This window comes from Polaromonas sp. P3_B4, assembly GCF_056402835.1.
On the sequence record NZ_JBFUGQ010000001.1, the window covers coordinates 2,563,459 to 2,589,619 of the forward strand.

Sequence of the window (26,161 nt, forward strand, 5' to 3'; positions counted from 1 at the left end):
ATGCTAACCGCACCGGCCGGAAAACCTTCCGATGATTGCTGAATCAGCGGATGGCGAAGGACGCCGGCATAAAGCCCTGTGCAGGCTGCATTGGCAGCATGCTGCTGACAGTGGCGCCTGCTGCGTTGCTGGCCATCACACCGCTGGATTCCCCCGATGAATCGGCCACAGCCTGACCCTTTTGCGCGCTGGTGATGACGGGCGGCAAGGCTGAGGCGGCCGCGACGCGGGCCTGCTGGATACAGCCCTGGCGGGCGGCACCGGCGGTGTTTTCGATGCACTGCGCAATCGCCTGCACTTCAGCCTGGCGCTGATAGTCGCGGATCCTGGCTTTGGTGACTTGCCCGTCCGCCACAAACGCGAAGGCTGCCAGCTGGCAAACAAACACCAGCCCAGCCGCTACCCAGAGCAGCGTCTTGTAAGGCATTTTGTCGAATTTTTGCAAGTGGTCAGAAAACATGGCAGGCCTCCCTGTGAACCTGTTTTCATCCTAGGGAAGCGTTTGCGGTTTCCATCCAGCACTTTTCCCGGGAATATGTAGGATAAAAACCTTTCATTTTTTTACGCGACGTAACGCGGGGCACTGACACCCTCTCGTCCCGCCCTTCCACTTCCCTGCTCGCTTTACCATCGCCCCATGACGCCCACCCTGCTTAACCCCGCCCAGACCGCCGCCCGCCTGCCTTACCCATTGCTGGTCAGCGAGCTGACGCACCTGCTCAAGGACAGTTCCGTCCAGGTGCCGCCGCGCGTGGTGCAACCCCTGCCCGGGGGCGGCAGCCTGTTTGTGATGCCGGCGCTGGACGACCGCACCGCGATCACCAAACTGATCACCTTCACGCCTGGCAATGCCGGCACCGGCCGACCCACTATCCAGGGCGACGTTGTGGTGTTTGACGTGGCCACCGGCAGTCGCCGGCTGATGCTCGACGGGCCCACCGTCACCGCCCGGCGCACGGCAGCCGTCTCACTGCTGGCCGCGCAGCGGCTGGCGCCCAACACGCACGGCCCCATGCTCATCGTCGGTGCCGGTGTCCAGGGACTTGCGCATCTGGAGGCTTATGCCGAAGGCCTGGGCGTGCACGAATTTCGCATCGCTTCGCGCAGCTACGCCAGCGCCCAGGCCCTGGTGCAGCATGCAGAGGCGCTGGGCGTGAACGCCCGCGTGGTGCACGACGCCGATGCTGCGCTGGCCGACTGCCCGCTGGCCGTTACCTGCACGCCGGCTGCCGCCGTAGTCCTCAGCGCGCTACCCCGGCCTGACGGCTTCATCAGCGCCGTTGGGGCTTTCACCCCTGCCATGATGGAACTGAGCGCCGCGTTATGCCAATACTTCGCGGCGAAGGGTTCGGTGTTTGTCGACACGGCTGATGCCATCCACGAGGCAGGGGACCTGCTGCAGGCCGGACTGGACGTGGCCCGCTTCGCCAGCCTAGGCGATGTGATACGCCAGGACACCAAAAAGCCCGCCGGGCCGGTGCTGTTTAAAAGCTGCGGCTGGGCAGGCTGGGACTTGGCCGCGGCACGGACAGCGCTGGCTTGAACGGCGCCAAGTCGGCACCTGGAGCCAAGCCATTTTCCCCGGACTGCAAGACGAAAACAGGCGCTCACCTACAGCAGTACGAGGGCGCTGGTGTTAAGCTGATCCGATCACACCGGAGAAAAACCATGAAGATTCTGTTCGCCGCCGATGGCAGCAAATACACCAAAAAGGCCCTGGCCTTTCTGGTCAACCACGATGAACTCGCCGGTACCGAAGGCGAAGTGGTGGTGATCAATGTGCAGGCTCCCGTGCCGGGGCGCGTCAAGACCATGCTGGGTTCGGCCAACGTCACCGCCTACCACGCCGAAGAATCGCAAAAGGTGCTGGCGCCGATCGAGCGTTTCCTCCAGCGCCACAAGATGGCGTTTAGAACTCTCGCCGTGGTTGGCTCGCCCACCGCTGAAATACTGCGTGCCGCCAAGCGCGAAAAAGTGCACCTTATCGTGATGGGCACACACGGCCAGGGCCTGCTCAGCCGCGCGCTGATCGGCAGCGTGGCCCAGCGCGTGGTCGCCGAGTGCGAGATTCCGGTGTTGCTGGTCAAGTAGCAAGGTTCACCGAGGCCCAGTCCCGCCCCCGGGGCATCCGTTGAGCCGCTGCGTGAGAGCGCTTTCATGCGTCCGGGATTTACCGGATACTTGCCCTCACACAACAAGGAGCTCAAGATGGAGACAGGCATGGGGTTCAAGTCGATTCGCAAACTGCTGGGCTGGTTTTTACTGGCGCTTGTTGCGGCTGGCGCACCGCTGTCGTTTGCCAGCGAGGTCACCGTCAGGTCCTTCAACTCAAAGGCCTTGAGCGCAGACTACCGCTACACCATTTACCTGCCGGACGGCTATGAGAGCGGCCGGCTGCGCTACCCGGTGCTGTTTCTGCTGCACGGCAACGGCGGCGACCACAATGACTGGCCGGTCAAAGGCCAGGTGCAGGCGACCATGGACACGCTGGTCAGGGAAGGCCGCGTCCAGCCGGCCATCATCGTGATGCCGGGCGGCGGCTCCACCTGGTGGGTGGACGGCAACAAGGACAAGGCCGAGACCGCGCTCATCAAGGAGCTCATCCCGCACATCGACACCAACTTCAGGACCATCACCGCGCGTGAAGGCCGCATGATCGCAGGGCTGTCCGCCGGCGGTTTCGGCACGGTGAACGCCGTTTTCAAGTACCCCGAGCTGTTTGTTTCCGCCGCGGCGTTGAGCCCGGCGATCTATTCACCGACACCCCCGGGCCACTCTTCGGCCATGCAGGTGGCGCCGTTCCAGGCAGGCGGCAAATTTGACCAGGCCTCGTGGGACCGCCTGAACTACACCGCCAGCTGGGAAGCCTACAAAAGCAAAAAAATCGTGGTACCCCTGTACATCAACAGCGGCGACCACGACACCTTTTCCATTGCCTACCACTCGGCCGGCCTGTTCCAGAAATTGTTTGAATACCAGCCCAAGCTGGTGGAGTACCGCGTCGTCGACGGCGACCATGAATGGCCGGTGTGGCGCGACACCATTGGCGACGCCATCAAATACATGAGCGGCTTTGCCAGCCGCCCCCAGGTCGCCAAACCCTGAGGCTGTAGAGGGCAGAAACGAAAACGGACGCCCTTTGCAGGCGTCCGTCCAAATCAGTCGTGTAGATGTCCGTTACGCCTTCGGCAAGGTCACCCCAACCTGCCCCTGGTACTTGCCGCCGCGGTCCTTGTAGCTGACCTCGCAGACGTCGTCCTTGTCGCTCTCGAAGAACAGCACCTGCGCGCAGCCCTCACCCGCGTAAATCTTGGCGGGCAGCGGCGTGGTGTTGGAGAACTCCAGCGTTACATAACCTTCCCATTCGGGCTCAAACGGCGTGACGTTGACAATGATGCCGCAGCGCGCATAGGTGCTTTTTCCCAGGCAGATGGTCAGCACATTGCGCGGGATGCGGAAGTACTCCATGGTGCGGGCCAACGCAAAGCTGTTGGGCGGGATGATGCAGCTGTCACCGTGGAAGTCGACAAAACTTTTTTCGTCGAAGTTTTTCGGATCCACCACCGTGCTATGGATGTTGGTGAAAACCTTGAATTCAGGCGCGCAGCGGATGTCATAGCCGTAGCTGCTGGTGCCGTAGCTGATGATCTTCTGGCCGTCCCGCTGGCGGATCTGGCCGGGTTCAAAAGGCTCGATCATGCCGTGCTGTTCGGACATGCGGCGTATCCATTTATCGCTCTTGATGCTCATGGGATGGGGCTCCTGTTGTGGCTGTGATTGTAAGTTGGGGTTGGAGTGCCATCCCCATTGACCGCCAGTCCGGAAGCAGTCAGCCCTTCCTCACCAAGGGGCCAGTTGGCAAAAGGCACGGGCTGAGGACTATCGCTGCCCCACAATCCGATAAAAGCGCCGCGGACGCATGGACGGGGAAAGTGCCGCTGGTCAAGACACCGCATTCCGCGTAACGTTGCCCCTATAACAGGCACAAGCTCAAGCGGAAGTGCCGTTGTCCCATATCTAAAGCCGGTTCAGGCGAGGCGCCCCACTATGAAAACAAGATCTACCCACAACAAGGACCGCATTCTTGTCGTGGACAGCAGCCCCGGCATTCACGATGCCTTCCACAACATGCTTGTTGAAGATGAGAATGTGCAAGGGAAATTCGAACTGGATGGTGCCCGCGACGCGCGCGAGGCGCTGGCCCTGGTACAACAGTCGCTTCTGGCTTCGCGCCCCTACACCGTGGCATTTATCGGTGTTTCTGGTACGGCTGGAGGAAATGCGCTCGAAATAGCACCTCAAATATGGGCGCTTGATCCGGGAGTCCAGATAGTGCTTTGCGCGGAGCGACTGGATTTTTCTTCTGATGCACTGTTCGCAGCCATGGGAGCCATGAATAGCAGGTGGCTGGTGCTCAAGACGCCGCATGATCCCGTAGAAGTCATCCAATCGGCATACTCCCTGGCAGAGAAGTGGCATTTGCAACAACTCGCCGGGTCTCATCCAGGCGGGCACCCAGAGGCGGATGCCACGGAGAAGGGGAGCGCGGCGGCTGCCTCCCAGATCAACGAGCAGGATTTGTTGCGCACGCTTCTGGACAACGCTCCCGATCACATTTATTTCAAGGATGCGCAGTCCCGCTTTCTCAAATGCAGCAAGGCACAGGCGCTGCAGTTTGGGGCATCACCGGAGGAGCTGGTGGGCAAGACGGATCACGATTTTTTTTCCGAAGAGCATGCGCGCCCCGCCTACGAGGATGAACAGGAAATCCTGCGCACAGGTCAGCCGATCATCGGCAAAGTGGAGAAGGAAACCTGGAAAGACGGACGCGATGAATCCTGGAAGCTGAGTACAAAGATGCCGCTGCGCAACAAAGCCGGAGCCATCATTGGTACCTTCGGTATTTCCAAGGACATTACTGCCCTGAAGCAGACTGAAGCAGCGCTGGCGCATCACCGTGATTTGCTGGCTACGCTGATGGAGAGCTCACCAGATTCCATCTTCTTCAAAGATCTGAAATCACGTTTGGTAAAAGTCAGCCGCTCGGAGGTTCACAACCTCCTGCGGCTATCGATCAGCCGCTATCGCGCAGCACATCCGGACATGGGTGAGGAGACACTTCCACCGCATTTGGCCAGTGTGGAGGAGTTTGAAAAGTATGTGATTGGTAAAACCGATGCAGACATTTACGGCCAGGACAGGGCGAGTGAATTTAGCCACGACGAGGAAGAGATTATCCGGACGGGGAAGCCCATCCTCGAAAAGAGCGAAAAAACCGTTCATCCTGATGGGCGTGTCGTCTGGTACCTCACCACCAAAGGCCCCTGGAGAGACAGGAACGGCACACTGATCGGGACCTTCGGGACTTCGAAAAACATATCCGAATTGAAGGAAGCGGAACGAAAAATTGAAGAGGTTCAAGCCCAGCTGCTCACCACGGCGCGCCTGGCGGGCATGGCAGAGATCGCAACCAACGTGTTGCACAACGTGGGGAACGTTCTCAACAGCGTCAACGTGTCGGCCGAATTGATTGGCAGCCAGTTGCGGACGTCCAAGCTCAAGGGGCTCGCCCGCTCTGTGGGTTTGATGGACGCCCACATCGGGGATTTGGGGGAGTTTTTGACGCGGGACAGCAAGGGCAAGCTGTTACCCGCCTATCTGCGCGAGTTGGCGCGGACACTGGAGGCAGAGCATGAATCCATCGCGAAAGAACTCGACGCACTTTGCAGCAGTGTGGACCACATCAAACAGGTCATCGCGACCCAGCAATCATACGCAGGCACCCCGCGTGTCGTCGAATCCGCCAAGGTGGATGAGTTGCTGGACGACGCGCTGCGCATGAATGCGGATGCACTGACGCGCCACAAAGTGGATGTTGAAAAAAAATACGCAACGTTGCCCACCCTTTTGCTGGATCGGCAACGCGTTTTGCAGGTTCTGGTGAACCTGATCAGCAACGCCAAGCAGGCTTTTGGCACGATTACAGACAGGCGCCCGTTCATTACGCTCAATGCTGTTTTGCTGGAAGGGCCCGTTCTGCGCATCACGGTGACGGACAACGGGGAAGGCATTGCACCGGAGAACCTGACGCGCGTTTTCTCCCACGGCTTTACCACTCGCAAAAACGGGCATGGCTTTGGTCTGCACAGCTGCGTTCTGGCCGCGCAGGAAATGGGCGGTAGCTTGCAAGTCCACAGCGACGGCCCCGGGCAGGGCGCATCGTTCATCCTGGAGATTCCCGTCGCAACCGCGCAGGTTCATTGAACGCGCCAAAAAAAAGTTTTTTTCGCCCAGGCAGGGCTTGGGCCGGCTTAAAAGACATGCCCGGTCGCCAGTGCCGCGGCTGCTGCCCGTGTTTCCACGCCCAGCTTTTCAAAAATGTGCTCCAGGTGCTTGTTCACCGTGCGATGGCTCATGCCCAGGATGTCGCCGATGTCGCGGTTGGTCTTGCCCTTGGCCAGCCATGAGAGGACCTCGGTTTCCCGCGGCGTCAACGCGGCATTGGCCAGGCGCGAGGGCGAGGCGACATTCGCACCGCGCTGCTCCAGCAACAGCATGGTTTCGCCTATGCCGACCCGGCCCATGTTGCGCACCGACAGCTGCACGCCGGCCAGGGCCAGCAGCACCTCATCGGTGTCGCCTTCCAGCGCCGCATGGACCGCATCGGGCAACCGCCCCGGCTGCACACCGCCTCCGGCGCCTTGCAGCCACAGGGCCGCCTGGGGCGATCGCCAAGCGATGCGCCCGCGCGCATCGACCAGCACCACGCCGAAGCCGGCCACGTCCACGGCCTCACGCGCCAGCCGCGTAATGCGCGCATTGCGCGTATGGGTGTGCAGGCGCGCCACCACTTCCTGCGCGCGCAGCGGCTTGACGACGTAGTCGACACCGCCGCAGGCAAAACCTTCCAGCACGTGCGGCGTCTCCGACAAGCCTGTCATGAAGATCACCGGGATGTGCGCCATGGCGGGGTTGGCCTTGATCTGCCGGCAGGTGTCAAAGCCCGAGAGGCCGGGCATGACGGCGTCCAGCAGGATGGCGTCAGGCGCGACCAGCTCCAGGCGCTGCAGCGCCGAATCGCCGTCGCGCGCCACCAGCACGGTGTAGCCCTCGCCTTCCAGCGTGTCGCAGAGCATGCCCAGGCTGCTGGGAGCGTCGTCCACCACCAGCACGACAGGGCGTTGTTCTTCAGCGGCTTCAAGCATCGACGCCCTCCGTCAAATGATCGAGCAGCAACTCAAGCTCGCAGCGGCTCACAAAGCCGCGCAGCCGCGCGCAACTGGCGGCCAGCGTGGGGTCTTCGGTCGCGACGCGGTCCAGCAGGCGGTGCAGGCCGTGCACGTGGCCCAGCTTCACCAGCCGTATTAACCCCGCGCGGGCCTCCTCGGGCAGGCCCAGCGAACTCTCCCCAGCCGGGCTCGCCAGCGGCGCCGGGGAGACCACGGAGGTCACCCACTCCAGCCCCAGGTGGCGCTGCAGCGCGTCCATCAACTCGGATTCGAGCACCGGCTTGCCGACAAAGGCCTGGCAACCCGATGCCTTCAGGCGCGAGGCCTGGTTCTCGAACACATTGGCCGACACCACGATGATGGGCACCCCGGCATAACCCCGGCCGCGTATCTGCAGCGCGGTTTCCCAGCCATCCAGGTCGTCCATACTGATGTCCAGCAGGATGGCGTCGGGCACGCCGTCCTTGAGGCTGTCTATGCATTCCAGCCCGCTGGCCGCCTCTTTCACATCAAAGCCCAGCGGCGTGAGCATGCCGGCCAGCATCTGACGCTGCACTGGCTGGTCGTCCACCACCAGTAGCGTCCTGCGCTTGCCGAAGAAGCCGGCGATCTGGTGCGGCGGGTCGGCCAGTGGGCCGGGATCGTCGATCTCGCGCAGGTACAGGCGCACGCTGAAGGTGCTGCCCTTGTCAGGCTCGCTCTTCAGGCTCAGGTCGCCACCCATCAGCGCGGTCAGCAGCCCGGTGATGGTCAAGCCCAGGCCTGTGCCCGGCTCGCCGCGGCGGCGGCCCGCGGCGCCGCGTTCAAAAGGCAGGAAGATGCGCTGCTGGTCCTGCGGCGCGATGCCTATACCGGTGTCCACCACGTCGAATCGGATCACCTCGCGCCGACAGTCCACATGCAGCTTCACGCTCCCCGTGTCGGTGAACATCACCGCATTGCTCAGCAGGTTGATGATGATCTGGCGCAGCCGCTTGGCGTCGGCTTGCACCCAGGCCGGCATACGGCCGCTGTGGGTATAGAAAAAATCCACGCCCTTGGCTTCGGCCTGCGGCCGCACCATGCTGACCAGGCCTTCGAGGAAGTCGGGCAGTGGCACGGGGATCGGCTCCAGCCGCAACCGGCCGGCCTCGATGCGCGCCAGGTCGAGCAAACCGTCGACCAGTTGCAGCAGGTGCTCGCCACTGCGCTGTATGGTCTGCACGGCTTCGCGCGGCGTGCTGGCCAGCGCCTCGCTTTTGAGCAAAATCTGCGAATAACCCAGGATGCTGTTGAGCGGTGTGCGCAGCTCGTGCGTCATGCCGGCCACATAGCGCGTCTTGGCCTGGTTGGCCGACTCGGCCACTTCCTTGGCGGTCTGCAGCGCCGCGTCGGTGCGCTGGTGCGCCTCGATCTCGCGCGACAGCAGCTGGTTCTGCCGGTTCGACTCGTCCTGCGCCATGCGCCGGCTTTCGCTGCCGAGCACCACCCACCAGCTGCAGACAGCGACGATCAACAGCAACATGGCGAACACCTTCACGAAGGCCGAGCGCAGCAGGCCGGAGAGATCGCCCGACAGCGGGAAAGCCGTTTCCTGCGTGTACACCATGCCCATTACGGTGGCCAGCAGCGCGCACAGCGACAGCATCACCACCATGTAGTGGCCGACGCGAAAGTTGACCCGGCCCGACAGCGCGCCGGGCAGCAGCGTGCTTAAAAACTGTTCGGCCTGCTCGGCCGCGCGTGAGCGCGTCTTGCAGCGATCGTGGCAGCGCGACTCCAGCGTGCAGCACAGCGAGCAGATGGGCGCACCGTAGGCGGGGCAGCTGGCCATGTCCTCGGCCTCAAAGGCGTTCTCGCACACATGGCAATGCACCATCTGGCCCGGCGCGCCCATGGCCTGCGGCTTGCGCGCGATGTAATAACGCCCGCCGGTGAGCCAGGCCAGCAGCGGCGACAGCACCAGCGCCAGGCCCAGCGCGATAAAGGGCGAGAAGGCCTCGGCCTGCGGGCCCATGGCGCCGGTGTAGGCAAACACACCGGCCGTGGCGGCCAGCAGCATGGAGCCCAGGCCTACCGGGTTGATGTCGTAGAGGTGCGCGCGCTTGAACTCGATGCCCTTGGGACTCAGGCCCAGCGGTTTGTTGATCATCAGGTCGGCCACCAGCGCGCCGACCCAGGCGATGGCCACGTTGCCGTAAAGCCCCAGCACCTTTTCCAGCGCCGAGAACACATCCAGCGTCATCAGCAGCAAGGCGATAGTCACGTTAAAGACCAGCCACACGACGCGGCCCGGATGGCTGTGCGTGAGGCGCGCAAAAAAGTTGGACCATGCGAGCGAGCCCGCATAGGCGTTGGTCAGGTTGATCTTGAGCTGCGACACCACCACAAACAACACGGTGGCCGCCAGCACCCAGGCCGGGTTGCTGAAGACATACGCAAAACCTGCCAGGTACATCTGCGTCGGCTCCATGGCCCTGGCCGCCGGCAACTCATGCTGCAGCACCAGAAAAGCCAAAAAGGCGCCGCCCAGCATTTTCAGCATGCCCAGCACGATCCAGCCCGGCCCCGCCATCAGCACCGCGCCCCACCAGCGCACGCGGTTGACGTGGGTCTTTTCGGGCAGGAAACGCAAAAAGTCCACCTGCTCGCCGATCTGCACCACAAGCGAGAACGCCACCGTGGCGGCAGCACCAAACATGAGCGGATCGAACTCGCTGCTGCCCGACGTGCGCCCGGCCAAGCCGGTGAAGTCGAAAAAAGCCTGCGGGTTCTTCCACAGCACGGCCAGGTAAGGCAACAGCAGCAGCACGCCCCACAGCGGCTGTGTCCACATCTGTAGGCGCGAGATGAGCGTGATGCCGCGCACCACCAGGGGCACGATGACCACCGCGCTGATGACGTAACACCAGGCAATGGGAATATCGAGGTACATCTGCAGCGCCAGCGCCATGATGGCCGCCTCCAGCGCGAAGAAGATGAAAGTGAAGCTCGCGTAGATCAGCGATGTGATGGTGGAGCCCAGGTAACCGAAGCCCGCGCCGCGCGTGAGCAGGTCCATGTCCACGCCGTAACGCGCCGCGTAGTAGCTGATGGGCAGGCCGGTGAAAAAGGTGATCAGCCCCACCACCAGGATGGCCCACAACGCATTGGTAAAGCCGTAGTTCAGCGCAATGGCCGCGCCTATGGCCTCCAGTGCCAGAAACGACACCGCACCAAAAGCCGTGTTGCCCACGCGCCATTCCGACCACTTGCGAAAGCCGCGCGGCGTGTAGCGCAGCGCGTAGTCCTCGATGGATTCGTCGGCCACCCACGCGTTGTACTCGCGTCGAATACGAAAAATTTTCTGGGTGGCGATAGTCAAGAGAGATCTCCGTCGAACGGCCGGTTGGCTGCAACAGGTTCCGCAAGAAGTGTGCCCGCATCTGGTGCAACGCACCAAGACAGGTGGCTACGTTGATTGACGTATAGGGATGCGCAGCCCTTGTGAACATGATTCACCTGACCAGAACGTAAGCCTTCCTCTTTTTATTGCGTCAGTTTTCTCCCCTTCAACTTTTCACGTTTTCACTTTTCACCAACCGCAGGAGCCCAGCATGTCCAACGACGATCGCGATCCATCTTCCTTCATCAACCGCCGCCGCCTCATGCAGGGCGTCGCCGCGGCCCTGCCGCTGGCCGGCTTGCCAGGCTGGGCGCAAGCCCAGCAATTTCCCACAGCCAAGGTCAACACCACAAAGCTGGCCGTCACCGACACCGAAGTGACCGTGGGCCAGTTGCACTCGGCCACCGGCACCATGGCGATTTCCGAAACGGGCTCCATCCAGGCCGAGCAGCTCGCCATCGACCAGATCAACGCCATGGGCGGCGTGCTGGGCCGCAAGATCAAGGTCATCAAGGAAGACGGCGCCTCCGACTGGCCGACCTTCGCCGAAAAATCCAAGAAACTGCTGGTCAACGACAAGGTCGCCGCCGTGTTCGGCTGCTGGACCTCGGCCTCACGCAAGGCCGTGCTGCCCATCTTCGAAAAAGAAAACGGCATGCTCTACTACCCGACCTTTTACGAAGGCCTGGAGCAGAGCAAGAACGTGATCTACACCGGACAGGAAGCCACGCAGCAAATTCTCTACGGCCTGGACTGGGCTTCCAAAGAAAAGAAGGCCAAGACCTTCTTCCTGGTCGGATCCGATTACATCTGGCCGCGCACCTCGATGAAGATAGGCCGCAAGCACATTGAAAGCCACCTCACCGGCAGCAAGGTCGTCGGCGAAGAATACTACCCGCTGGGCCACACCAACTTCAACTCGCTGATCAACAAGATCAAGGTCGCCAAGCCCGACTGCATCTTCATCGCGGTGGTGGGAGGCTCCAACGTGGCTTTCTACAAGCAGCTCAAGGCCGCGGGCGTGACGGCAGACAAGCAGTTCCTGCTCACCATCTCGGTCACCGAAGACGAGGTGCTGGGCATAGGCGGCGAGAACATGAAGGGCTTCTACGCTTCGATGAAGTACTTCCAGTCGCTGGACAACCCCAACAACAAGGCTTTTGTGACGGCCTTCAAAGCCAAGTACGGCAAGGATGCGGTGATCGGCGACGTGACACAGGCCGGCTACCTCGGCCCCTGGCTGTGGAAAGCGACGGTTGAAAAAGCCGGCAGCTTCGACGTGGACAAGATCGCCGCGGCCTCCACCGGCATCGAGCTCAAGACCGCACCCGAAGGTTACGTGAAGTTGCACGAAAACCATCACCTGTGGAGCAAGGCCCGCATCGGCCAGGCGCAACCGGACGGCCAGTTCAAGGTGGTGGCCGAATCAACGGCACTGATCGAACCCAATCCCTTCCCCAAGGGCTACCAGTAAGCGTTGACGCTGGCTCCTACCGGTTCACTCCGCCCTATGGCTGGGTGAGCCGGCAGGGGCTTCTTCTTTTCTTCCTCACAGACACCTGCCTTTTTGGCATTCGACCCACCCGCCGCACCGGAGCCCCGCCATGAATCTTTCCGAAATGCTCAACATCGGCCTGATGCAAGGCTTTGCCGGGCTCAGCCTGTTTTCCGTGCTGCTGCTCATGGGCCTGGGACTGGCCATCATCTTCGGCCAGATGGGCGTCATCAACATGGCGCATGGCGAGTTCATGACCATAGGCGCTTACACCATCTACCTGTTTTCACACCTGTCCGAAACCTACGCACCGGGTTTCGTGCAGGCCTACTTTCCCTTCGCCATCGCGGCGGCCTTCATCTTCGCCTTCGCCGTCGGCTGGCTGGCCGAATGGGCTTTCATACGCCACCTCTACAAACGCCCGCTCGATACCCTGCTAGCCACCTGGGGCCTGTCGCTGGGCATGCAGCAGATCTTCCGCACTACCTTCGGTGCCAAGGAAGTCAGCCCCACCCTGCCCGACTGGCTCATGGGCTCCTGGGCGCCGGCGCCCGGCCTGGACATCCCAATCAACGGCCTGTTCGTGATGGCGCTCACGCTGGTGGTGACCTGCGGGGTGCTGATCGCGCTGCACAAGTCGCGCTGGGGCCTGCGTGTGCGCGCCACCGTCGCCAACCGCGTGATGGCCAACGCCACCGGCATCAACACCAAGAAGACCGACCGCCTGACCTTTGCCATCGGCTGCGGCATCGCCGGCGTGGCCGGCGCGGCCTTCACCACGATTGGCTCCACCGGCCCGACCAGCGGCTCGCTTTACATCGTCGACGCCTTCCTGGTCGTCACCTTCGGCGGCGCGGCCAGCCTGCTGGGCACCGTGGTCTCGGCCTTCGGCATCGCGCAGACCCAGTCCATCGCCGAGTTCTTCATGACCGGCTCCATGGCCAAGGTGCTGACGCTGATGACCATCGTGACGATTTTGATGCTGCGCCCGCAGGGCTTGTTCGCCTCCAAGGTGCGGCGCTGAGTTTTCATTCCATTCCCACGGCAACCTAGACAACCGGAGTTTTTCATGAACAGCCTCAAGCAATGGATAGTGCGCAACGGCCTGGGCAACGTCGCCCTGCTGGCCCTGGTGCTGCTGGTGGCCTTTCCGCTGGCGCTGGATCTGTTCCGCCTCAACCTCGTGGGTAAATACCTCAGTTATTCCTTCGTCGCGCTGGGCCTGGTGATGCTGTGGGGCTACGGCGGCGTGCTGAGCCTGGGCCAGGGTGTGTTCTTCGGCCTGGGCGGCTACGGCATGGCGATGTTTTTGAAGCTTGAAGCCAGCGACCCCATCACCACCAAGATCCAGTCCACACCCGGCATTCCCGACTTCATGGACTGGAACCAGATCACCGCGCTGCCGATCTGGTGGAAGCCTTTCCAGTCATTCCCACTGACGCTGCTGCTGATCCTGGTCGTGCCCACGCTGCTGGCCTTCATCATCGGCTACGCCATGTTCAAGCGGCGTGTCGGCGGCGTCTACTTCGCCATCATTACGCAAGCCGTGGCGCTGATCCTCACGGTGCTCATCATCGGCCAGCAGGGCTACACCGGCGGCGTCAACGGCATGACCGACCTCAAGACCATCCTGGGCTGGGACACACGTACCGACAGCGCCAAGTACATCCTCTACTTCCTCACCGCCGGCCTGCTGCTGGGCGCCATCGTGCTGTGTACCTGGATCCAGAAGAGCAAACTGGGCACACTGCTGCTGGCCATGCGTGACAAGGAAGACCGCGTGCGCTTTTCGGGCTACGACGTGGCCATGTTCCGGGTTTTCGCCTTCTGCTTTGCGGCCATGCTGTCGGCGGTGGGCGGTGCCATGTTCACCCTGCAGGTGGGCTTTATGTCGCCCTCTCTGGTCGGCATCGTGCCGTCGATCGAGATGGTGATCTTCGCCGCCGTGGGCGGGCGCATGTCGCTGGTGGGCGCGGTTTACGGCGCGCTGCTGGTGAACTTCGGCAAAACCTATTTCTCCGAGAGTTTTCCCGACCTCTGGCTGTTCCTGATGGCCGCCATGTTCCTGGGCGTGGTGCTGGCCTTCCCCGACGGCCTGGCCGGCGTCTACACGCAGCGCGTCAAACCCTGGCTGACCAAGCGCTTCACGCGCCGCGAGAAAGTCGCCCCGCCTGCCGCCCCGCCCATGGCGCCCCCGCCGGTTGCGGCCCAAGCAACGCCCCCGCTGCCCGCTGGCTTGACCGGCCAGCAGACCTGAACACCCAAGGAAGCCACCATGATCGCTCCTGCCATGACCCCCAACGACTTCGTGCTGTCGGTCGAAGACCTGACCGTGTCTTTCGACGGCTTCAAGGCCATCGACAGCCTGAACCTCTACGTCGACCAGAACGAGCTGCGCGTGATCATCGGCCCCAACGGCGCAGGCAAGACCACGCTGCTGGACCTGATCTGCGGCAAGACCCGCGCCAGCCACGGTCGCATCAAGTTCAAGAACGCCGAGATGACGAAACTGCCCGAATACCAGATCGTGCGCTCCGGCATAGGCCGCAAGTTCCAGACACCGTCCATCTACGAAAACCTGAGCGTGTTCCAGAACCTGGAAGTGTCTTTCCCGCGCGGGCGCGGTGTGTTCGGTGCGCTGTTCTTCAAACGCAGCGAGGAAGTCAAGGCCCGCGTGCAGGCCGTGGCGGCCGAGATCGGACTGGACGGACAGGTGGATACCGAAGCCGGCCTGCTCTCGCACGGGCAAAAGCAGTGGCTGGAGATCGGCATGCTGCTGATGCAGGACCCTGAGCTGTTGATGCTGGACGAGCCGATCGCCGGCATGAGCGTGCGTGAGCGCGAGCTCACGGCCGAGCTGCTCAAGCGCATCTGCAAGGGCCGCGCCATGATCGTCATCGAGCACGACATGGAGTTCGTCAAGCGCATCGCCGACAAGGTGACCGTCATGCACCAGGGAAAGATTCTGGCCGAAGGGTCGATGGAAAAAGTACAGGCTGATCCCCGCGTGATCGACGTGTACCTGGGCCACTAAGCACCAAAGCATCAAGGGAACCACCATGCTCAACGTCAACAACCTTCACGTCAGCTACGGCCAGAGCGAGGCGCTGCACGGCATCACCTTCTCCGCTAAGAAAAACGAAACCGTGGCCATCATGGGCCGCAACGGCATGGGCAAGACCACGCTGTTCAAGTCGCTGATCGGCATCCTGCCGCTCAAGTCCGGAACGATTGAAGTCGACGGCCTGGACATCTCGAAAGACGAAAGCTATCAGCGCGTCGCAAAGGGCGTGGCCTACGTGCCGCAAGGCCGCATGATCTTCCCGACGCTGACGGTGCAGGAAAACATTCTGACGGGCCTGGAGAACGCCAAACACAAGCAGATCCCGGACGAGATCTACGCGCTGTTCCCGGTGCTCTTCGACATGCGCGGCCGCAAGGGCGGCAACCTCTCGGGCGGCCAGCAGCAGCAGCTGGCGATTGCCCGCGCGCTGGTGACCAACCCCAAGGTGCTGCTACTCGATGAGCCGACCGAGGGCATACAGCCTTCCATCATCAAGGACATCGCGCGTGCGCTCAACGAGATCCGCAAGATGCGCGAAATCACGATTGTGGTGTCGGAGCAGGTGCTGAGCTTCGCGATGGACGTGGCCGACCGGCTCTTCGTCATCGAGGGCGGACAGCTGGTGCACGAGAGCACACGCGCCGGCACCGACACGGCGCGCATCAAGCAGTTTCTTTCCGTCTGATTTTCCTTTCCTTCCTTTATTCATCACCACCAGGAGATATGGCATGACCGACACGCTGATCAAGGTTGACCTGACGAAGTCGCCCACCCTCAACGAGAACATCCACAACCGCTGGCACCCGGACATCCCCATGGCCTGCTGGGTCAACCCGGGCGATGATTTCATCCTGGAGACCTTCGACTGGACCGGCGGCTTCATCAAGAACAACGACAGCGCCGACGATGTGCGCGACATCGACCTTTCCACGGTGCATTACCTGTCAGGCCCGGTCGGGGTCAAGGGCGCGGAACCCGGTGACCTGCTGGTGGTCGACCTGCTGGACATAGGCGCCAAGCAGGACAGCCTCTGGGGTTTTAATGGTTTCTTCAGCAAGAAGAACGGCGGCGGCTTCCTGACCGACCATTTCCCCGAAGCGCAGAAATCGATCTGGGACTTCAAGGGCATGTTCACGAGTTCGCGCCACGTGCCGGGCGTGAACTTTGCCGGGCTGATCCACCCCGGCCTGATAGGCTGCCTGCCCGACAAAGCCATGCTGGAGATGTGGAACACGCGCGAACAGGCGCTGATCGACAGCGAGCCGACGCGCACGGGTCTCGCCAACCCGCCTTCGGCTGGCACCGCCCACATGGGCAAGATGACGGGCGCGGCGCGCGACAAGGCCGCGGCCGAGGGCGCGCGCACCGTGCCGCCGCGCGAGCACGGCGGCAACTGCGACATCAAGGATTTGTCGCGCGGTTCCAAGGTCTACTTCCCGGTCTACGTCGACGGCGCGGGCCTGTCTGTGGGCGACCTGCACTTCAGCCAGGGCGACGGCGAGATCACCTTCTGCGGCGCCATCGAGATGGCCGGCTGGGTGCACATGAAGGTCACTCTGATCAAGGGCGGAATGGCCAAGTACGGCATCAAGAACCCTATCTTCAAGCCCAGCGTGATCACGCCGCGCTACGACGACTATTTGATCTTTGAAGGCATCTCGGTCGACGAGGCCGGCAAGCAGTACTACCTGGACGTCAACGTCGCCTACCGCCAGGCCTGCCTTAACGCCATCGAATACCTGAAGAAATTCGGCTACTCGGGCGCGCAGGCGTATTCCATCCTGGGCACGGCGCCGGTACAAGGCCACATCAGCGGCGTGGTCGACGTGCCGAATTCCTGCGCCACGCTGTGGCTGCCGACCGGCATCTTCGACTTCGACATCAACCCGAACGCATCGGGACCGGTCAAGCACATCGACGGCAAGATCAGCATGCCGCTGTCGCCCGACCTGCGTTAAAACCCCAGGGGAAGCACCATGCCCACCTACGACTACGACTGCCCGCAGTGCGGCAGCTTCGACGCGCTGCGCTCGGTTTCCATGCGCAACCAGGCGGCGGCCTGCCCGGTGTGCGGCGGCCCAGCCGCGCGCATTTTGTCCGTCGCGCCCTCGCTGGCGCTGATGGAAGACGACGCGCGGCGCGCGATGGACACCAACGAGCGGGCCCGCCATGAGCCCAAGCGCTCGGGCGACTACGCGCGGCTCAAGCATCCGGCCGGATGCGGCTGCTGCTCCAGCGGCAAGCGCGGAGCCACGATGACCGCACCCAATGGCAATAAAGCTTTTCCGAGCAAACGCCCCTGGATGATCAGCCACTGAGGACACCCTTCACAAGGAGCACGACATGATTCACGGCGATATTTCAAGCGGCAAGGTCACCGTCGGCGCGGCGTATCCATTTGTCGCTTTTGATGCTGATTGCGTTCTTTTCCCATAACCCTGTGTGATGCTCCTCTTATAGAAGTCTGCCTGCCCACAGTCCCGAAAACCCGAAATCCTGGCCAAAGCGGGCCGTGGACACCCTCTGGCGGTGTGCTTAAATGGCACATCACTACACAACAGGGGGAGCGGCAATGAACTGCAAAACTTGGATGGGGATCGCCGCAGGGACCGTGCTGATGCTGCTTGGCGCCGGGGCACAGGCGCAGAAGATGCATCGCTGCGGCAACGTCTACCAGGACCGCCCCTGCGACACGGTGCAACCGGGCACTGAAGTGCGCAATTTCGACAATGCCCCCCGACCCGTCGCCAGCGCGGGCACGGACACACAGTGCCGGCAACGCGGCATCGACTCCCAGAAAATTGTCTGGTCTCGCGAAGCGGGAGCGCAGGCGGAAAAACTCAGGGCCGCCGCCTATTCGGAAGAAGAGAAAACCCTGATCACCGAGGTCTACGGCAAACGCGGCACCGCACCGGAAGTTCGTGCCAGCATCGAAGCCGACTGCATCGCGGCCAAGAAACATGCCCAGGAGGTTGCGGCGGCGCTGGCCGCCGTGGGAAAACTGCCCGGCAGTCCGGCGCCAGGCGTCGCGCCTGCGCGGCCTCAGGCCATGGAATCCAGGGCCGTCGAGGCTGCGCAGGGCGGCGATGCCTCCGCGCTGCGATCCGCCGAATCGCAAAAGAGGCGTTGCAGCAGCATCAACACCAAAATTGAGGGCATCCAGAAGAGCCAGCGCAGCGGCGGCAGTGTGGCTGCCATGGAAAGCCTGAACCAGCGCCGGCGCGACGCGGAAGCCGAACGCGACCGGGCCGGCTGCTAGGCTGCGCCGCCCGCCTGGGAAATCACGGCCTTTTCAATCACCCGGTCGTCACCCAGCACAATCAGTGCGAACAGCAGCTCGTCCAGGCTGGCGGCTTGCGCCGTCTTGCGCGCCAGCAGCGGCGTGGCCTGGAGGTTGAGCACGACAAAATCTGCTTCGCAACCGGGCTGCAGGTTACCGACAACGCCTTCCAGGCCCAGTGCACGCGCCGCACCCGCCGTGTGCTGCCACCACAGGTGCTGCGGCTTGAGCGACAGGCCGGTTTTGGTCTGCCCCTCTCTTCCCACGTAGTAGGCCGCCAGCATGGTGTGGAAAGGGCTGAACGAGGTGCCGCCACCCACGTCGCTGGCCAGGCCATAGGGGAAACCGATGCGGTCTGCACCCTCGTAGTCAAAAAAACCGCTGCCCAGAAACAGGTTGCTGGTCGGGCTCACGGCTGCCGCCGTGCCGGTGCCGCGCATCAGGGCGCGGTCTTCGTCGTCGATGTGGATGCAATGCGCATATACGGCGCGCGGGCGCAGCAGTCCGAACTGTTCATAGACGCTGAGGTAGCTGCGCGCCTCCGGATAGAGTTGCCGCACCCAGGCGATCTCGTCCTTGTTCTCGGCCACGTGCGACTGGATCCACACGTCCGGGTATTTCGCGGCCAGCTCGCCGGCACCGCGCAGCTGTGCTTCGCTGCAGCTGGGCACAAAACGCGGCGTGATGGCGTAGCCCAGCCGGTCTACGCCATGCCAGCGCTGGATCAGCGCTTCGGTGTCCTGCAAGCTTTGCACCGCTTCGTCGCGCACGCCGTCCGGGGCATTCTGGTCCATCAGGCATTTTCCGGTCATGAGGCGCAACTGGTTTTTCTGTGCCTCGGCGAACAGCGCGTTGACGGATTCCACATGCGAGGTCGCGAAGGCCAGTGCCGTGGTGACCCCGTTGCGAAGCAGTTCTGCTATGAAAAACGTAGCTGCTTGCGCACAGTGGTCCTTGCTTGCGAAGCGTTTTTCTTCTGGAAAAGTATAGTTTTCAAGCCAGGGCAGCAGCCCTTCGGCAGGCGAGCCGATCACGTCCAGCTGCGGATAGTGAACGTGCATGTCGACAAAACCCGGCGCGATGAGGCGGCCCGGCAGGTGTTCGGTGGGCACCTCGGCAAACCCGGAAACCAGCGCGTGGTAGCTGCCGACGGCTTGCACCACCTGGCGGCCTTCGGCATCGGGTCCGGTCACCAGCAGGCCATCAGCCTCATAAACGGCCTGCGCAGGCGCGGCAAAGTACAGGAGGGCGGCGCGATAGGCTTTCATGGCTGCAAGATTAACCCAGTCACCGGCGGGCTGAATATTCAAAACCCGATAAGGCCTATTGGGCTTGTTGCCAGCCGGACAGCCGGGTTCAGCGGCTCACACGGCAGCCGTCGCCCAGCGAGGCGCGCCAGACCCGTACCGAAGTCAAGCCCGGCAGGCGTGCGTCCAGCTTGCGGAAGATGAACTGGCACAGGTTTTCCAGCGTGGGCGGGCCCAGATCTTTCACGTCGTCGAGCAGGTGGTGGTCCAGTTCCTCGCGCAGCACCTCAATCTCGCGCCGCACCAGGCCCAGGTCCATCACCATGCCGGTGGCCGCATCGGGCTCGCCAGCGACAAAAACCTCGGCGTTGTAGGTATGGCCATGCACGCGCTTGCTGCTGTCGGCCTCGATGACGCGCTTCAGGGTGTGCGCCGCGTCAAAGTAGAAAGTCTGGCTGATCTCGCAGCGCATGGGTTCTGGCGTGGGGAGCTTTTTCATCGGATGCCCGTGATTTTGTGGGTCTGCAGGCTCAGGCGCCAGGCCGGGCGTGCCATGCACAGCTGGATGCAGGTTTCGGTGTTCTGCTGGCGCTGGGGGTTGTCCATGGGCTGCAGGTAGCGGTGAGTGAAGTCGGCAGCCTCAAGTTCGGCCAGGTCGAAACTTGGCTGTGGCCAGACGACCTTGAGCTCCTGACCCGCGCGTTGCACCCAGGGTGCGCCGGCCTTGGGACTCACGCAGATCCAGTCAATGCCCTGGGGCGCGGCAATGGTGCCGTTGGTTTCCACCGCAATCTGGAAGCCGCGCGCATGCAACGCGGCGATCAGTTCGGCATCGACCTGCAGCAAGGGCTCGCCGCCCGTCATCACCACAAAGCGGTGGGCACTGTCGCCCGCCGGCCACTGCGCTTCAATTTTTTGGGCCAGCGCATCGGCATCGGCAAACTTGCCGCCCAATGTGCCGTTGGTACCTACAAAGTCAGTGTCGCAAAACTGGCAGACGGCCGTGGCACGGTCCTGCTCGCGGCCTGTCCACAGGTTGCAGCCAGCAAAACGGCAGAACACCGCCGGCCGCCCGGCATTGGCGCCCTCGCCCTGCAGCGTGTAGAAAATTTCCTTGACCTGGTAGCTCATGGCGCGGCTTTCGCAGCGCCATAGCCGCGGCGCGCCACAGGCAGTTGTCGGGGCGAAGGGAGACATTGAGCGGGAGAAATAAAACAGGCGCCCACTGAGGCCGAAAGACCGGGGGTCGCGAGGTTTTTATACATGGTAGTCCTCTACATGGCCCCGGAAACAAAGCAAATGCCGGCGCGCCGAGGCAGCACGCAAGCCCTGATTTTAACGGCCAGCGGCCAATAGCGGGATTTCGGGGGATTTACCGGCCAATAGCGGCTTCAGGGCGCGGGAGCTTCGTGTGCCTGTTTTTCCAGCCAATCGCAGAATTTGTCCAGCCGCACATTCGCCCGGGCCCGGCGCCTGGCCACGTACTGGTAGCTGCTTTCCTCAAAGCCCAGCGGCGCCACCAGCCGTCCCGCGCGGATATCGTCCATCACCAGGTGCCAGGGCGCAATGCAAACGCCCAGGCCAGCCACTGCCGCCTCCAGCGTGAAGTAATAGTGCTCAAACTCAGGACCGTCCTGAATAGGAAGGGCAAGGCCGCGCGACTCACACCACATCTGCCAGGCATCCCGCCGCGTTCGGGTGTGCAGCAGCGGCAAGCGGGCCAGGTCGATCGCTTCACGCACATTCGCCTGATTGGCGAGCGCAGGCGCCATGACAGGTCCCAGGCGCTCCACAAACAGCGGCAGCAGCGTGCCCGATTTTTCGCTGCCCCGCCCGTCTACCGTGATGACGAGGTCGTAACCGTCACGGTCCACATCGACCACACGCTCGGCGGCGCTGAGCCGGACGTCGATATCGGGATGGCGCGCATTAAAGTCATAGAGACGCGGAATCAGCCATTTGACGGTGAAGGTGCTGAAGCAGGAAACGTCCAGCGTTCCGGCCTCGCTGCTGCGCACTTCACGCACGGCGGCTTCCATCTGGTCCAGCCCAGCGGCAAGGGCCGGCCACAGCGCGGCGCCGGCAGCGGTCAGTTGTGGCTTGTTTTTGGCACCTTCGAAGAGCGGCACGCCCAGGGACTGCTCCAGCTGGCGCACCTGCCGGCTGATGGCGCCGGGGGTCACCGACAGCTCCTCGGCCGCAGCTGTCATGCGACCCAGCCGGGCAGCGGCTTCAAAGGCACGCAGGGCATTCAAAGGTGGGAGATGGCGCTTCATCATTATGTGAGTTTATGGCACATATGACTTGCGAACAAATCGCTTTTCCTGACGGTCATTGATTGTCAGAATTCGAGCAACCTCGGTGAAAGCTTCAATTCACCACCATCTATTTAAATTGAGGAAAAATCACATGCCTTTTGTCCGCACCAGCGTCCACCACAGCACCAGCCTCGAACAACGGCAAGGCATCGTCGACGGGATTCACCAGGCGCTGGTCGACAGCATTGGCATGCCTGAAGACGAGCTTTTTAATTCGGTCAGCAGCTACGATGCGCAGCAGTTCTTCTTCAACCGAAGCTTCAACGGCATGGCACGTTCAGAGCAGCCGGTGGTCGTCGAGATCACGATGCGGCGCGGCCGCAGCGACGCGATGAAGCGAGCACTCTATGCGGCCATCGCGCGCAATTTAAAGACCAACGCCGGTGTTGCCGCCGATGACGTTTTCATCTTCATGCATGAAAACGACTATTCGGACTGGTCGGTGGGCGGCGGCAAGTTTGCCATGGCGCTGGTGCAACAGCCCGGTCCTGACTGATGAGCGAAGCGCTTACTTCTGCGCCGCTACGCCGCCAGACGGTAAAGCCGGCAGTACCGGATAAGCCTTCGCCATCCACCCATACACCACAGCGCCCACCAGCAGCGAGGCCGCCGCAATTTCCAGCGACATCGTGAAACCCACACCCGCGTTGGGTGTTCGCCGCAGCAGCACGGCCACCAGCGGCGGGCCGAGGATCTGGCCGACACCGTAGGTGGCTGTCAGAAGGCCCATGAAACTGGCGGCTGTGGCGGGCTTCAGGCGGCGCACTTCCTGCATCGCAAAAAAAGTGATGGCGGTAAACGGTATGCCCAGCATCAGGCTACCGATGGCAAAGCCCGCGAGGCTGGGGCTCCAGAGGCTGGCGGCAATACCCAGCGCCTGCAAAAAGTAGCAGCCGGCCAGCAGCAGGCGGAAATCTTTGCCCGGCGGCAGGCGTGTGGCCAGCAGCGCACCCACCATGACGCCCAGGCCGAAGATGGGCCAGAACATGTCCAGCCAGGCCGATCCCGGCAAGGCCGCACGCGCGATCACCGGCAAAAAAGTGGCGGTAATGATGTAGCCAAAACCGGCCAGGCCATAGGCCAGCGTGAGCAGGGTCATCTCGGCATTGCCGTGGTGCTGCGGCGCATCACCCGGCCGGGCAGCAGCGCGCGGCGCCAGTGCAATCAGGCGTTCATCGCCGCCGCGCAAGACATGCCACACCGAGGCTGTCAGCGCAAACGCCAGCACGCCGAAAATCATCCAGCCCGTGGCGGCCGTCCAGTGCCAGGCGACCATGCCAGTGGCAAACAGGCCACTCACCAAAATGCCGGCGCCCGGCCCGACGTAGATGATGCCGCCCATCGCGGGAACGCCACGCTTGGCCAGCTGCGAGAGGCACCAGCCCGAAGTAAACACAAACACCACCGCGCTGGTCACGCCCGCGGCAAAGCGCAGCAGCGGCCATGCAGCCGGAAAATGCCAGCCCATGGCCAACGTCAGCACGCCTGTGGCAACCAGACCGGCGCGCACCAGGGACGAGTACGCCAGGTGCGGCAGCCACTTGAAGCGCGCCCACAGCCAGGGCTGCAGCGTGCAGAGAATCGCACCCAGCATGTAGCCAAAGTAGTTGGCGCTGGCCAGCCAGCTGGCCGTCGGCAAATCGACCACGCCGTCGTTGAGCATCATCGGCAGCAGCGGCGTGAAGGCAAAGCGCCCTAGACCCATGGCCACCGCCAATGCTACCAGCCCCGCCAGCGCGATGGGCCAGGGGTTTTGGGCGACAGGGGTTTGCCCTTCTTTTGGCGTCAACGCCATACACAGTTCTCCGTCATGTTGAATTCAGGCCGTGCCTTGGGGGCAACGCGCTGATAGGCTTATTGAAATGTTTCGAAGGCCTGATGGAGGCGGTCGACATAGCGGGACTTTGCCGAGGCTTCGATGAAACTTGCCTCAAAGCTGTTGCGCGCCAGCACATAGGCATGCTGCGCATTCAGCCCCGTCGCAGCAAAAGTCTGCGTGAAGTTCTCATTCATGTAGCCGCCGAAATAGGCTGGGTCGTCTGAATTGACGGTGGCCACCAGCCCGGCATCGAGCAGCTCGCGCAGGTTGTGGCTGGCAAGGTCCGGGAATACGCAGAGTTTGAGGTTGGAGAGTGGGCACACGGTCAGCGGAATGCGGTCTTTCGCCAGACGTTGCATTAGCGACGCATCGCGGCTGGAGCGCACACCGTGGTCCACGCGCTCGACCTTGAGCACGTCAAGCGCCGTCCAGACGTATTCGGGCGGGCCTTCCTCCCCGGCGTGGGCCACCAGGTGAAAGCCCAGCTCGCGGCAGCGCGCAAACACACGGGCGAATTTTTCAGGCGGGTTGCCCACCTCGCCCGAATCAAGCCCAATACCGATGAATTTGTCGCGGAACGGCAAGGCCTGCTCCAGCGTTTTAAACGCGTCCTCCTCGCTGAGGTGGCGCAAAAAGCACAGGATCAGCGAGGCGCTGACGCCCAGCCCGGCCTGTGCATCCACGCAGGCGCGGTGCAGGCCGTTGACGACCGTTTCCATGCTGACGCCGCGCGCCGTATGCGTTTGCGGGTCGAAGAACATTTCGGTGTGCACCACGTTGTCAGCGGCAGCTTTGCGCAAGTAGGCATAGGCCATATCGTAAAAATCCTGCTCGGTGATGAGCACGCTGGCACCTGCGTAGTAGATGTCGAGAAAGCTCTGCAGGTTGGTGAAGGCATACGCGCTGCGCAATTCTTCAACGCTGGCGTAGGGAATGCTCACGCCGTTGCGGCGGGCCAGTGCAAAGATCAGTTCGGGCTCAAGCGAGCCCTCGATGTGCATATGCAGCTCGGCTTTGGGCATGCTTTTGAGCAGCTCAGGCAGGCGGTCCGCGGACACGGGTTTTACATTGAATGGTGCGGGCGTCATTTCAACTCCAGAAACAAAAAAAGCTGCCCGAAGGCAGCTTTGAAACTACGTTGCGAGCGCTCCGGCCCGGGAACTGTTGCCCCAGGCACGGCGCTGCGTCCATTATCCTCAGTTGCCGGGAACCTTGCCTTCGACACCCTTGACATACGTCTTCAGGCCGCCGAGAAATTTGTCGTCCGCCACCACATCCTTGGCCAGCAGCTCCTTGCCGGTGTTGTCGGTGATGGGGCCTTTCCAGATCGAGAAGCTGCCGTCCTTCAGGCCCGCCTTGACTTCGTCGATGCGCTTTTTGGTGTCGTCCGGCACATCGGCGGCAATTGACACGATGTCAATCGCGCCTTCCTTGACGCCCCACCAGGCAGCGGTGTTGCCCGTCCATTTGCCTTCAAGGGCCTCACCCACGGATTTCACGTAGTACGGGCCCCAGTTGATGATGGCCGATGCCAGGTGGGCCTTGGGGCCGTAAGCGGTCATGTCCGAATCCCAGCCGAAGGCGCGTTTGCCCATTTTTTCGGCGGTCTGCAGCACGGCGGACGAATCAGTGTTCTGGAACAGCACGTCGGCCCCACCATTGATGAGAGCGGTGGCAGCCTCGGTTTCCTTGGGTGGGTTGAACCATTCATTGACCCACACCACCTTGGTCTTGACCTTGGGATTGACCGACTGCGCGCCCAGCGTGAAGCTGTTGATGTTGCGCACTACTTCAGGAATCGGCACCGAGCCAACCACGCCCAGCGTGCCGGTCTTGCTCATCTTGCCCGCGATCACGCCGGCCATGTAGGCGCCTTCGTAAGTGCGGCTGTCATAGGTGCGCATGTTGGCGGCCTGCTTGTAGCCGGTGGCGTGCTCGAACTTCACGTCTTTGGTGTCGCCTGCTACCTTGAGCATGGGCTCCATGTAGCCGAAGGTGGTGCCGAAGATCAGCTTGTTGCCCTGGGCTGCCATGTCGCGGATCACACGCTCGGCGTCGGCTGACTCGGGTACTTTTTCGACGAAGCTGGTGACAACCTTGTCGCCATAGGCTTTCTCCACGGCCTTGCGGCCGTTGTCGTGCGCGAAGGTCCAGCCGCCGTCGCCCACAGGGCCCACATAGGCAAAGGCAATTTTCAGAGGCTCGACCTTGGCAGGCGCTGCCGCCGCTGGTGCGGCAGGCGCCGCTGCCGGCTCTTCCTTCTTGCCGCAGCCCATCAGGGCTGCCCCCGCCACGGCCGACAGGGCCGCCAGCTTGAGCAGGGAACGTTTTTGCAGGTCAGTCAT

The 26,161-nt window shown here is 62.4% G+C and carries 24 protein-coding genes; 13 read left to right on the top strand and 11 right to left on the bottom strand.

The genetic code is table 11. The annotated features are described in order from the left end of the window. Positions 1-43: 43 nt before the first annotated feature. Entirely contained in the window at positions 44-460 is a 417-nt protein-coding gene (locus tag AC1DVV_RS12195; RefSeq protein ID WP_457279876.1) for a hypothetical protein, read from the bottom strand. Positions 461-637: 177 nt separating this feature from the next. On the opposite strand from AC1DVV_RS12195, the gene AC1DVV_RS12200 reads away from it, so the two are divergent. The 3 genes from AC1DVV_RS12200 (at position 638) to AC1DVV_RS12210 (ending at position 3,105) form a co-directional block, all read left to right on the top strand. Continuing rightward, positions 638-1,543 carry a delta(1)-pyrroline-2-carboxylate reductase family protein gene (locus tag AC1DVV_RS12200; protein ID WP_457279875.1) on the top strand — a complete coding sequence of 302 codons (906 nt, stop codon included), beginning with the start codon at positions 638-640 and terminating at the stop codon, positions 1,541-1,543. A gap of 125 nt (positions 1,544-1,668) precedes the next feature. After that, on the top strand, positions 1,669-2,091 hold the full coding sequence (locus AC1DVV_RS12205) for a universal stress protein (protein WP_457279874.1): 423 nt from the start codon (positions 1,669-1,671) through the stop codon (positions 2,089-2,091). A gap of 129 nt (positions 2,092-2,220) precedes the next feature. Further along, positions 2,221-3,105 (top strand): alpha/beta hydrolase, encoded by an 885-nt coding sequence (locus AC1DVV_RS12210; RefSeq protein ID WP_477665514.1) that lies wholly within the window; start codon positions 2,221-2,223, stop codon positions 3,103-3,105. Between the two features lie 72 nt (positions 3,106-3,177). On the opposite strand, the gene dcd is transcribed toward AC1DVV_RS12210, so the two are convergent. Beyond that, complete coding sequence (gene dcd / locus AC1DVV_RS12215; protein WP_457279872.1) at positions 3,178-3,750, bottom strand: dCTP deaminase; 573 nt, start codon at positions 3,748-3,750, stop codon at positions 3,178-3,180. Positions 3,751-4,047: 297 nt separating this feature from the next. Between dcd and AC1DVV_RS12220 the strand changes: the two genes are divergently transcribed. Continuing rightward, positions 4,048-6,264, top strand: a complete 2,217-nt coding sequence (locus AC1DVV_RS12220; protein WP_457279871.1) for a PAS domain-containing protein — start codon at positions 4,048-4,050, stop codon at positions 6,262-6,264. A gap of 47 nt (positions 6,265-6,311) precedes the next feature. Here the strand turns inward: AC1DVV_RS12220 and AC1DVV_RS12225 are convergent, their stop codons facing one another. Together AC1DVV_RS12225 and AC1DVV_RS12230 are read right to left on the bottom strand one after the other, a co-directional pair. Continuing rightward, positions 6,312-7,205, bottom strand: a complete 894-nt coding sequence (locus AC1DVV_RS12225; RefSeq protein WP_457279870.1) for a response regulator — start codon at positions 7,203-7,205, stop codon at positions 6,312-6,314. Further along, a complete protein-coding gene (locus AC1DVV_RS12230; protein ID WP_457279869.1) occupies positions 7,198-10,572 on the bottom strand; it encodes a hybrid sensor histidine kinase/response regulator in 3,375 nt (1,124 codons plus the stop codon). Before AC1DVV_RS12230 ends, AC1DVV_RS12225 begins: the two co-directional genes overlap by 8 nt. A gap of 232 nt (positions 10,573-10,804) precedes the next feature. On the opposite strand from AC1DVV_RS12230, the gene urtA reads away from it, so the two are divergent. The 8 genes from urtA to AC1DVV_RS12270 all read left to right on the top strand — a co-directional run bounded on the left by urtA (position 10,805) and on the right by AC1DVV_RS12270 (position 18,411). Then, positions 10,805-12,067: an urea ABC transporter substrate-binding protein gene (gene urtA / locus AC1DVV_RS12235; protein ID WP_457279868.1), complete on the top strand. Its 1,263-nt coding sequence runs from the start codon at positions 10,805-10,807 to the stop codon at positions 12,065-12,067. Between the two features lie 130 nt (positions 12,068-12,197). After that, entirely contained in the window at positions 12,198-13,112 is a 915-nt protein-coding gene (urtB, locus tag AC1DVV_RS12240; protein ID WP_457279867.1) for an urea ABC transporter permease subunit UrtB, read from the top strand. 45 nt (positions 13,113-13,157) lie between these two features. Next, positions 13,158-14,345: an urea ABC transporter permease subunit UrtC gene (gene urtC / locus AC1DVV_RS12245; RefSeq protein WP_457279866.1), complete on the top strand. Its 1,188-nt coding sequence runs from the start codon at positions 13,158-13,160 to the stop codon at positions 14,343-14,345. A 33-nt stretch (positions 14,346-14,378) separates the two neighbouring features. Then, positions 14,379-15,122 (top strand): urea ABC transporter ATP-binding protein UrtD, encoded by a 744-nt coding sequence (gene urtD, locus AC1DVV_RS12250; protein WP_457280956.1) that lies wholly within the window; start codon positions 14,379-14,381, stop codon positions 15,120-15,122. 25 nt (positions 15,123-15,147) lie between these two features. After that, on the top strand, positions 15,148-15,837 hold the full coding sequence (gene urtE / locus AC1DVV_RS12255) for an urea ABC transporter ATP-binding subunit UrtE (RefSeq protein WP_457279865.1): 690 nt from the start codon (positions 15,148-15,150) through the stop codon (positions 15,835-15,837). 43 nt (positions 15,838-15,880) lie between these two features. Continuing rightward, on the top strand, positions 15,881-17,110 hold the full coding sequence (gene fmdA, locus AC1DVV_RS12260; protein ID WP_457279864.1) for a formamidase: 1,230 nt from the start codon (positions 15,881-15,883) through the stop codon (positions 17,108-17,110). Between the two features lie 18 nt (positions 17,111-17,128). Next, complete coding sequence (locus AC1DVV_RS12265) at positions 17,129-17,470, top strand: zinc ribbon domain-containing protein (RefSeq protein ID WP_457279863.1); 342 nt, start codon at positions 17,129-17,131, stop codon at positions 17,468-17,470. Positions 17,471-17,724: 254 nt separating this feature from the next. Beyond that, positions 17,725-18,411: a hypothetical protein gene (locus AC1DVV_RS12270; RefSeq protein ID WP_457279862.1), complete on the top strand. Its 687-nt coding sequence runs from the start codon at positions 17,725-17,727 to the stop codon at positions 18,409-18,411. Here the strand turns inward: AC1DVV_RS12270 and guaD are convergent. The 4 genes from guaD to AC1DVV_RS12290 all read right to left on the bottom strand — a co-directional run bounded on the left by guaD (position 18,408) and on the right by AC1DVV_RS12290 (position 21,955). Beyond that, positions 18,408-19,700 carry a guanine deaminase gene (gene guaD, locus AC1DVV_RS12275; RefSeq protein ID WP_457279861.1) on the bottom strand — a complete coding sequence of 431 codons (1,293 nt, stop codon included), beginning with the start codon at positions 19,698-19,700 and terminating at the stop codon, positions 18,408-18,410. The genes AC1DVV_RS12270 and guaD overlap by 4 nt on opposite strands. 88 nt (positions 19,701-19,788) lie before the next feature. After that, on the bottom strand, positions 19,789-20,151 hold the full coding sequence (locus tag AC1DVV_RS12280) for a 6-pyruvoyl trahydropterin synthase family protein (protein ID WP_457280955.1): 363 nt from the start codon (positions 20,149-20,151) through the stop codon (positions 19,789-19,791). Positions 20,152-20,174: 23 nt separating this feature from the next. Next, positions 20,175-20,810 carry a 7-carboxy-7-deazaguanine synthase gene (gene queE, locus AC1DVV_RS12285; RefSeq protein WP_457279860.1) on the bottom strand — a complete coding sequence of 212 codons (636 nt, stop codon included), beginning with the start codon at positions 20,808-20,810 and terminating at the stop codon, positions 20,175-20,177. 260 nt (positions 20,811-21,070) lie between these two features. Continuing rightward, a complete protein-coding gene (locus tag AC1DVV_RS12290; RefSeq protein ID WP_477665508.1) occupies positions 21,071-21,955 on the bottom strand; it encodes a LysR substrate-binding domain-containing protein in 885 nt (294 codons plus the stop codon). Positions 21,956-22,088: 133 nt separating this feature from the next. Between AC1DVV_RS12290 and AC1DVV_RS12295 the strand changes: the two genes are divergently transcribed. Next, the gene (locus AC1DVV_RS12295) at positions 22,089-22,493 is read left to right on the top strand and encodes a tautomerase family protein (protein ID WP_477701791.1); all 405 of its coding nucleotides are present in this window, start codon (positions 22,089-22,091) and stop codon (positions 22,491-22,493) included. Positions 22,494-22,505: 12 nt separating this feature from the next. Here AC1DVV_RS12295 and AC1DVV_RS12300 read toward each other — a convergent pair whose 3' ends face one another. The 3 genes from AC1DVV_RS12300 to AC1DVV_RS12310 all read right to left on the bottom strand — a co-directional run bounded on the left by AC1DVV_RS12300 (position 22,506) and on the right by AC1DVV_RS12310 (position 26,161). Beyond that, a complete protein-coding gene (locus AC1DVV_RS12300; RefSeq protein WP_457279857.1) occupies positions 22,506-23,792 on the bottom strand; it encodes a YbfB/YjiJ family MFS transporter in 1,287 nt (428 codons plus the stop codon). A gap of 59 nt (positions 23,793-23,851) precedes the next feature. Beyond that, a complete protein-coding gene (locus tag AC1DVV_RS12305) occupies positions 23,852-24,904 on the bottom strand; it encodes an adenosine deaminase (RefSeq protein ID WP_457279856.1) in 1,053 nt (350 codons plus the stop codon). A gap of 108 nt (positions 24,905-25,012) precedes the next feature. Then, positions 25,013-26,161 carry a BMP family ABC transporter substrate-binding protein gene (locus AC1DVV_RS12310; RefSeq protein ID WP_457279855.1) on the bottom strand — a complete coding sequence of 383 codons (1,149 nt, stop codon included), beginning with the start codon at positions 26,159-26,161 and terminating at the stop codon, positions 25,013-25,015.

Bases quoted from the DNA above. Each gene is read 5' to 3' on its own strand.
- AC1DVV_RS12195 (WP_457279876.1), bottom strand. From the start codon at position 460: ATGTTTTCTGACCACTTGCAAAAATTCGACAAAATGCCTTACAAGACG.
- AC1DVV_RS12200 (WP_457279875.1), top strand. From the start codon at position 638: ATGACGCCCACCCTGCTTAACCCCGCCCAGACCGCCGCCCGCCTGCCT.
- AC1DVV_RS12205 (WP_457279874.1), top strand. From the start codon at position 1,669: ATGAAGATTCTGTTCGCCGCCGATGGCAGCAAATACACCAAAAAGGCC.
- AC1DVV_RS12210 (WP_477665514.1), top strand. From the start codon at position 2,221: ATGGGGTTCAAGTCGATTCGCAAACTGCTGGGCTGGTTTTTACTGGCG.
- dcd (WP_457279872.1), bottom strand. From the start codon at position 3,750: ATGAGCATCAAGAGCGATAAATGGATACGCCGCATGTCCGAACAGCAC.
- AC1DVV_RS12220 (WP_457279871.1), top strand. From the start codon at position 4,048: ATGAAAACAAGATCTACCCACAACAAGGACCGCATTCTTGTCGTGGAC.
- AC1DVV_RS12225 (WP_457279870.1), bottom strand. From the start codon at position 7,205: ATGCTTGAAGCCGCTGAAGAACAACGCCCTGTCGTGCTGGTGGTGGAC.
- urtA (WP_457279868.1), top strand. From the start codon at position 10,805: ATGTCCAACGACGATCGCGATCCATCTTCCTTCATCAACCGCCGCCGC.
- urtB (WP_457279867.1), top strand. From the start codon at position 12,198: ATGAATCTTTCCGAAATGCTCAACATCGGCCTGATGCAAGGCTTTGCC.
- urtC (WP_457279866.1), top strand. From the start codon at position 13,158: ATGAACAGCCTCAAGCAATGGATAGTGCGCAACGGCCTGGGCAACGTC.
- urtD (WP_457280956.1), top strand. From the start codon at position 14,379: ATGACCCCCAACGACTTCGTGCTGTCGGTCGAAGACCTGACCGTGTCT.
- urtE (WP_457279865.1), top strand. From the start codon at position 15,148: ATGCTCAACGTCAACAACCTTCACGTCAGCTACGGCCAGAGCGAGGCG.
- fmdA (WP_457279864.1), top strand. From the start codon at position 15,881: ATGACCGACACGCTGATCAAGGTTGACCTGACGAAGTCGCCCACCCTC.
- AC1DVV_RS12265 (WP_457279863.1), top strand. From the start codon at position 17,129: ATGCCCACCTACGACTACGACTGCCCGCAGTGCGGCAGCTTCGACGCG.
- AC1DVV_RS12270 (WP_457279862.1), top strand. From the start codon at position 17,725: ATGAACTGCAAAACTTGGATGGGGATCGCCGCAGGGACCGTGCTGATG.
- guaD (WP_457279861.1), bottom strand. From the start codon at position 19,700: ATGAAAGCCTATCGCGCCGCCCTCCTGTACTTTGCCGCGCCTGCGCAG.
- AC1DVV_RS12280 (WP_457280955.1), bottom strand. From the start codon at position 20,151: ATGCGCTGCGAGATCAGCCAGACTTTCTACTTTGACGCGGCGCACACC.
- queE (WP_457279860.1), bottom strand. From the start codon at position 20,810: ATGAGCTACCAGGTCAAGGAAATTTTCTACACGCTGCAGGGCGAGGGC.
- AC1DVV_RS12290 (WP_477665508.1), bottom strand. From the start codon at position 21,955: ATGAAGCGCCATCTCCCACCTTTGAATGCCCTGCGTGCCTTTGAAGCC.
- AC1DVV_RS12295 (WP_477701791.1), top strand. From the start codon at position 22,089: ATGCCTTTTGTCCGCACCAGCGTCCACCACAGCACCAGCCTCGAACAA.
- AC1DVV_RS12300 (WP_457279857.1), bottom strand. From the start codon at position 23,792: ATGGCGTTGACGCCAAAAGAAGGGCAAACCCCTGTCGCCCAAAACCCC.
- AC1DVV_RS12305 (WP_457279856.1), bottom strand. From the start codon at position 24,904: ATGACGCCCGCACCATTCAATGTAAAACCCGTGTCCGCGGACCGCCTG.
- AC1DVV_RS12310 (WP_457279855.1), bottom strand. From the start codon at position 26,161: ATGACTGACCTGCAAAAACGTTCCCTGCTCAAGCTGGCGGCCCTGTCG.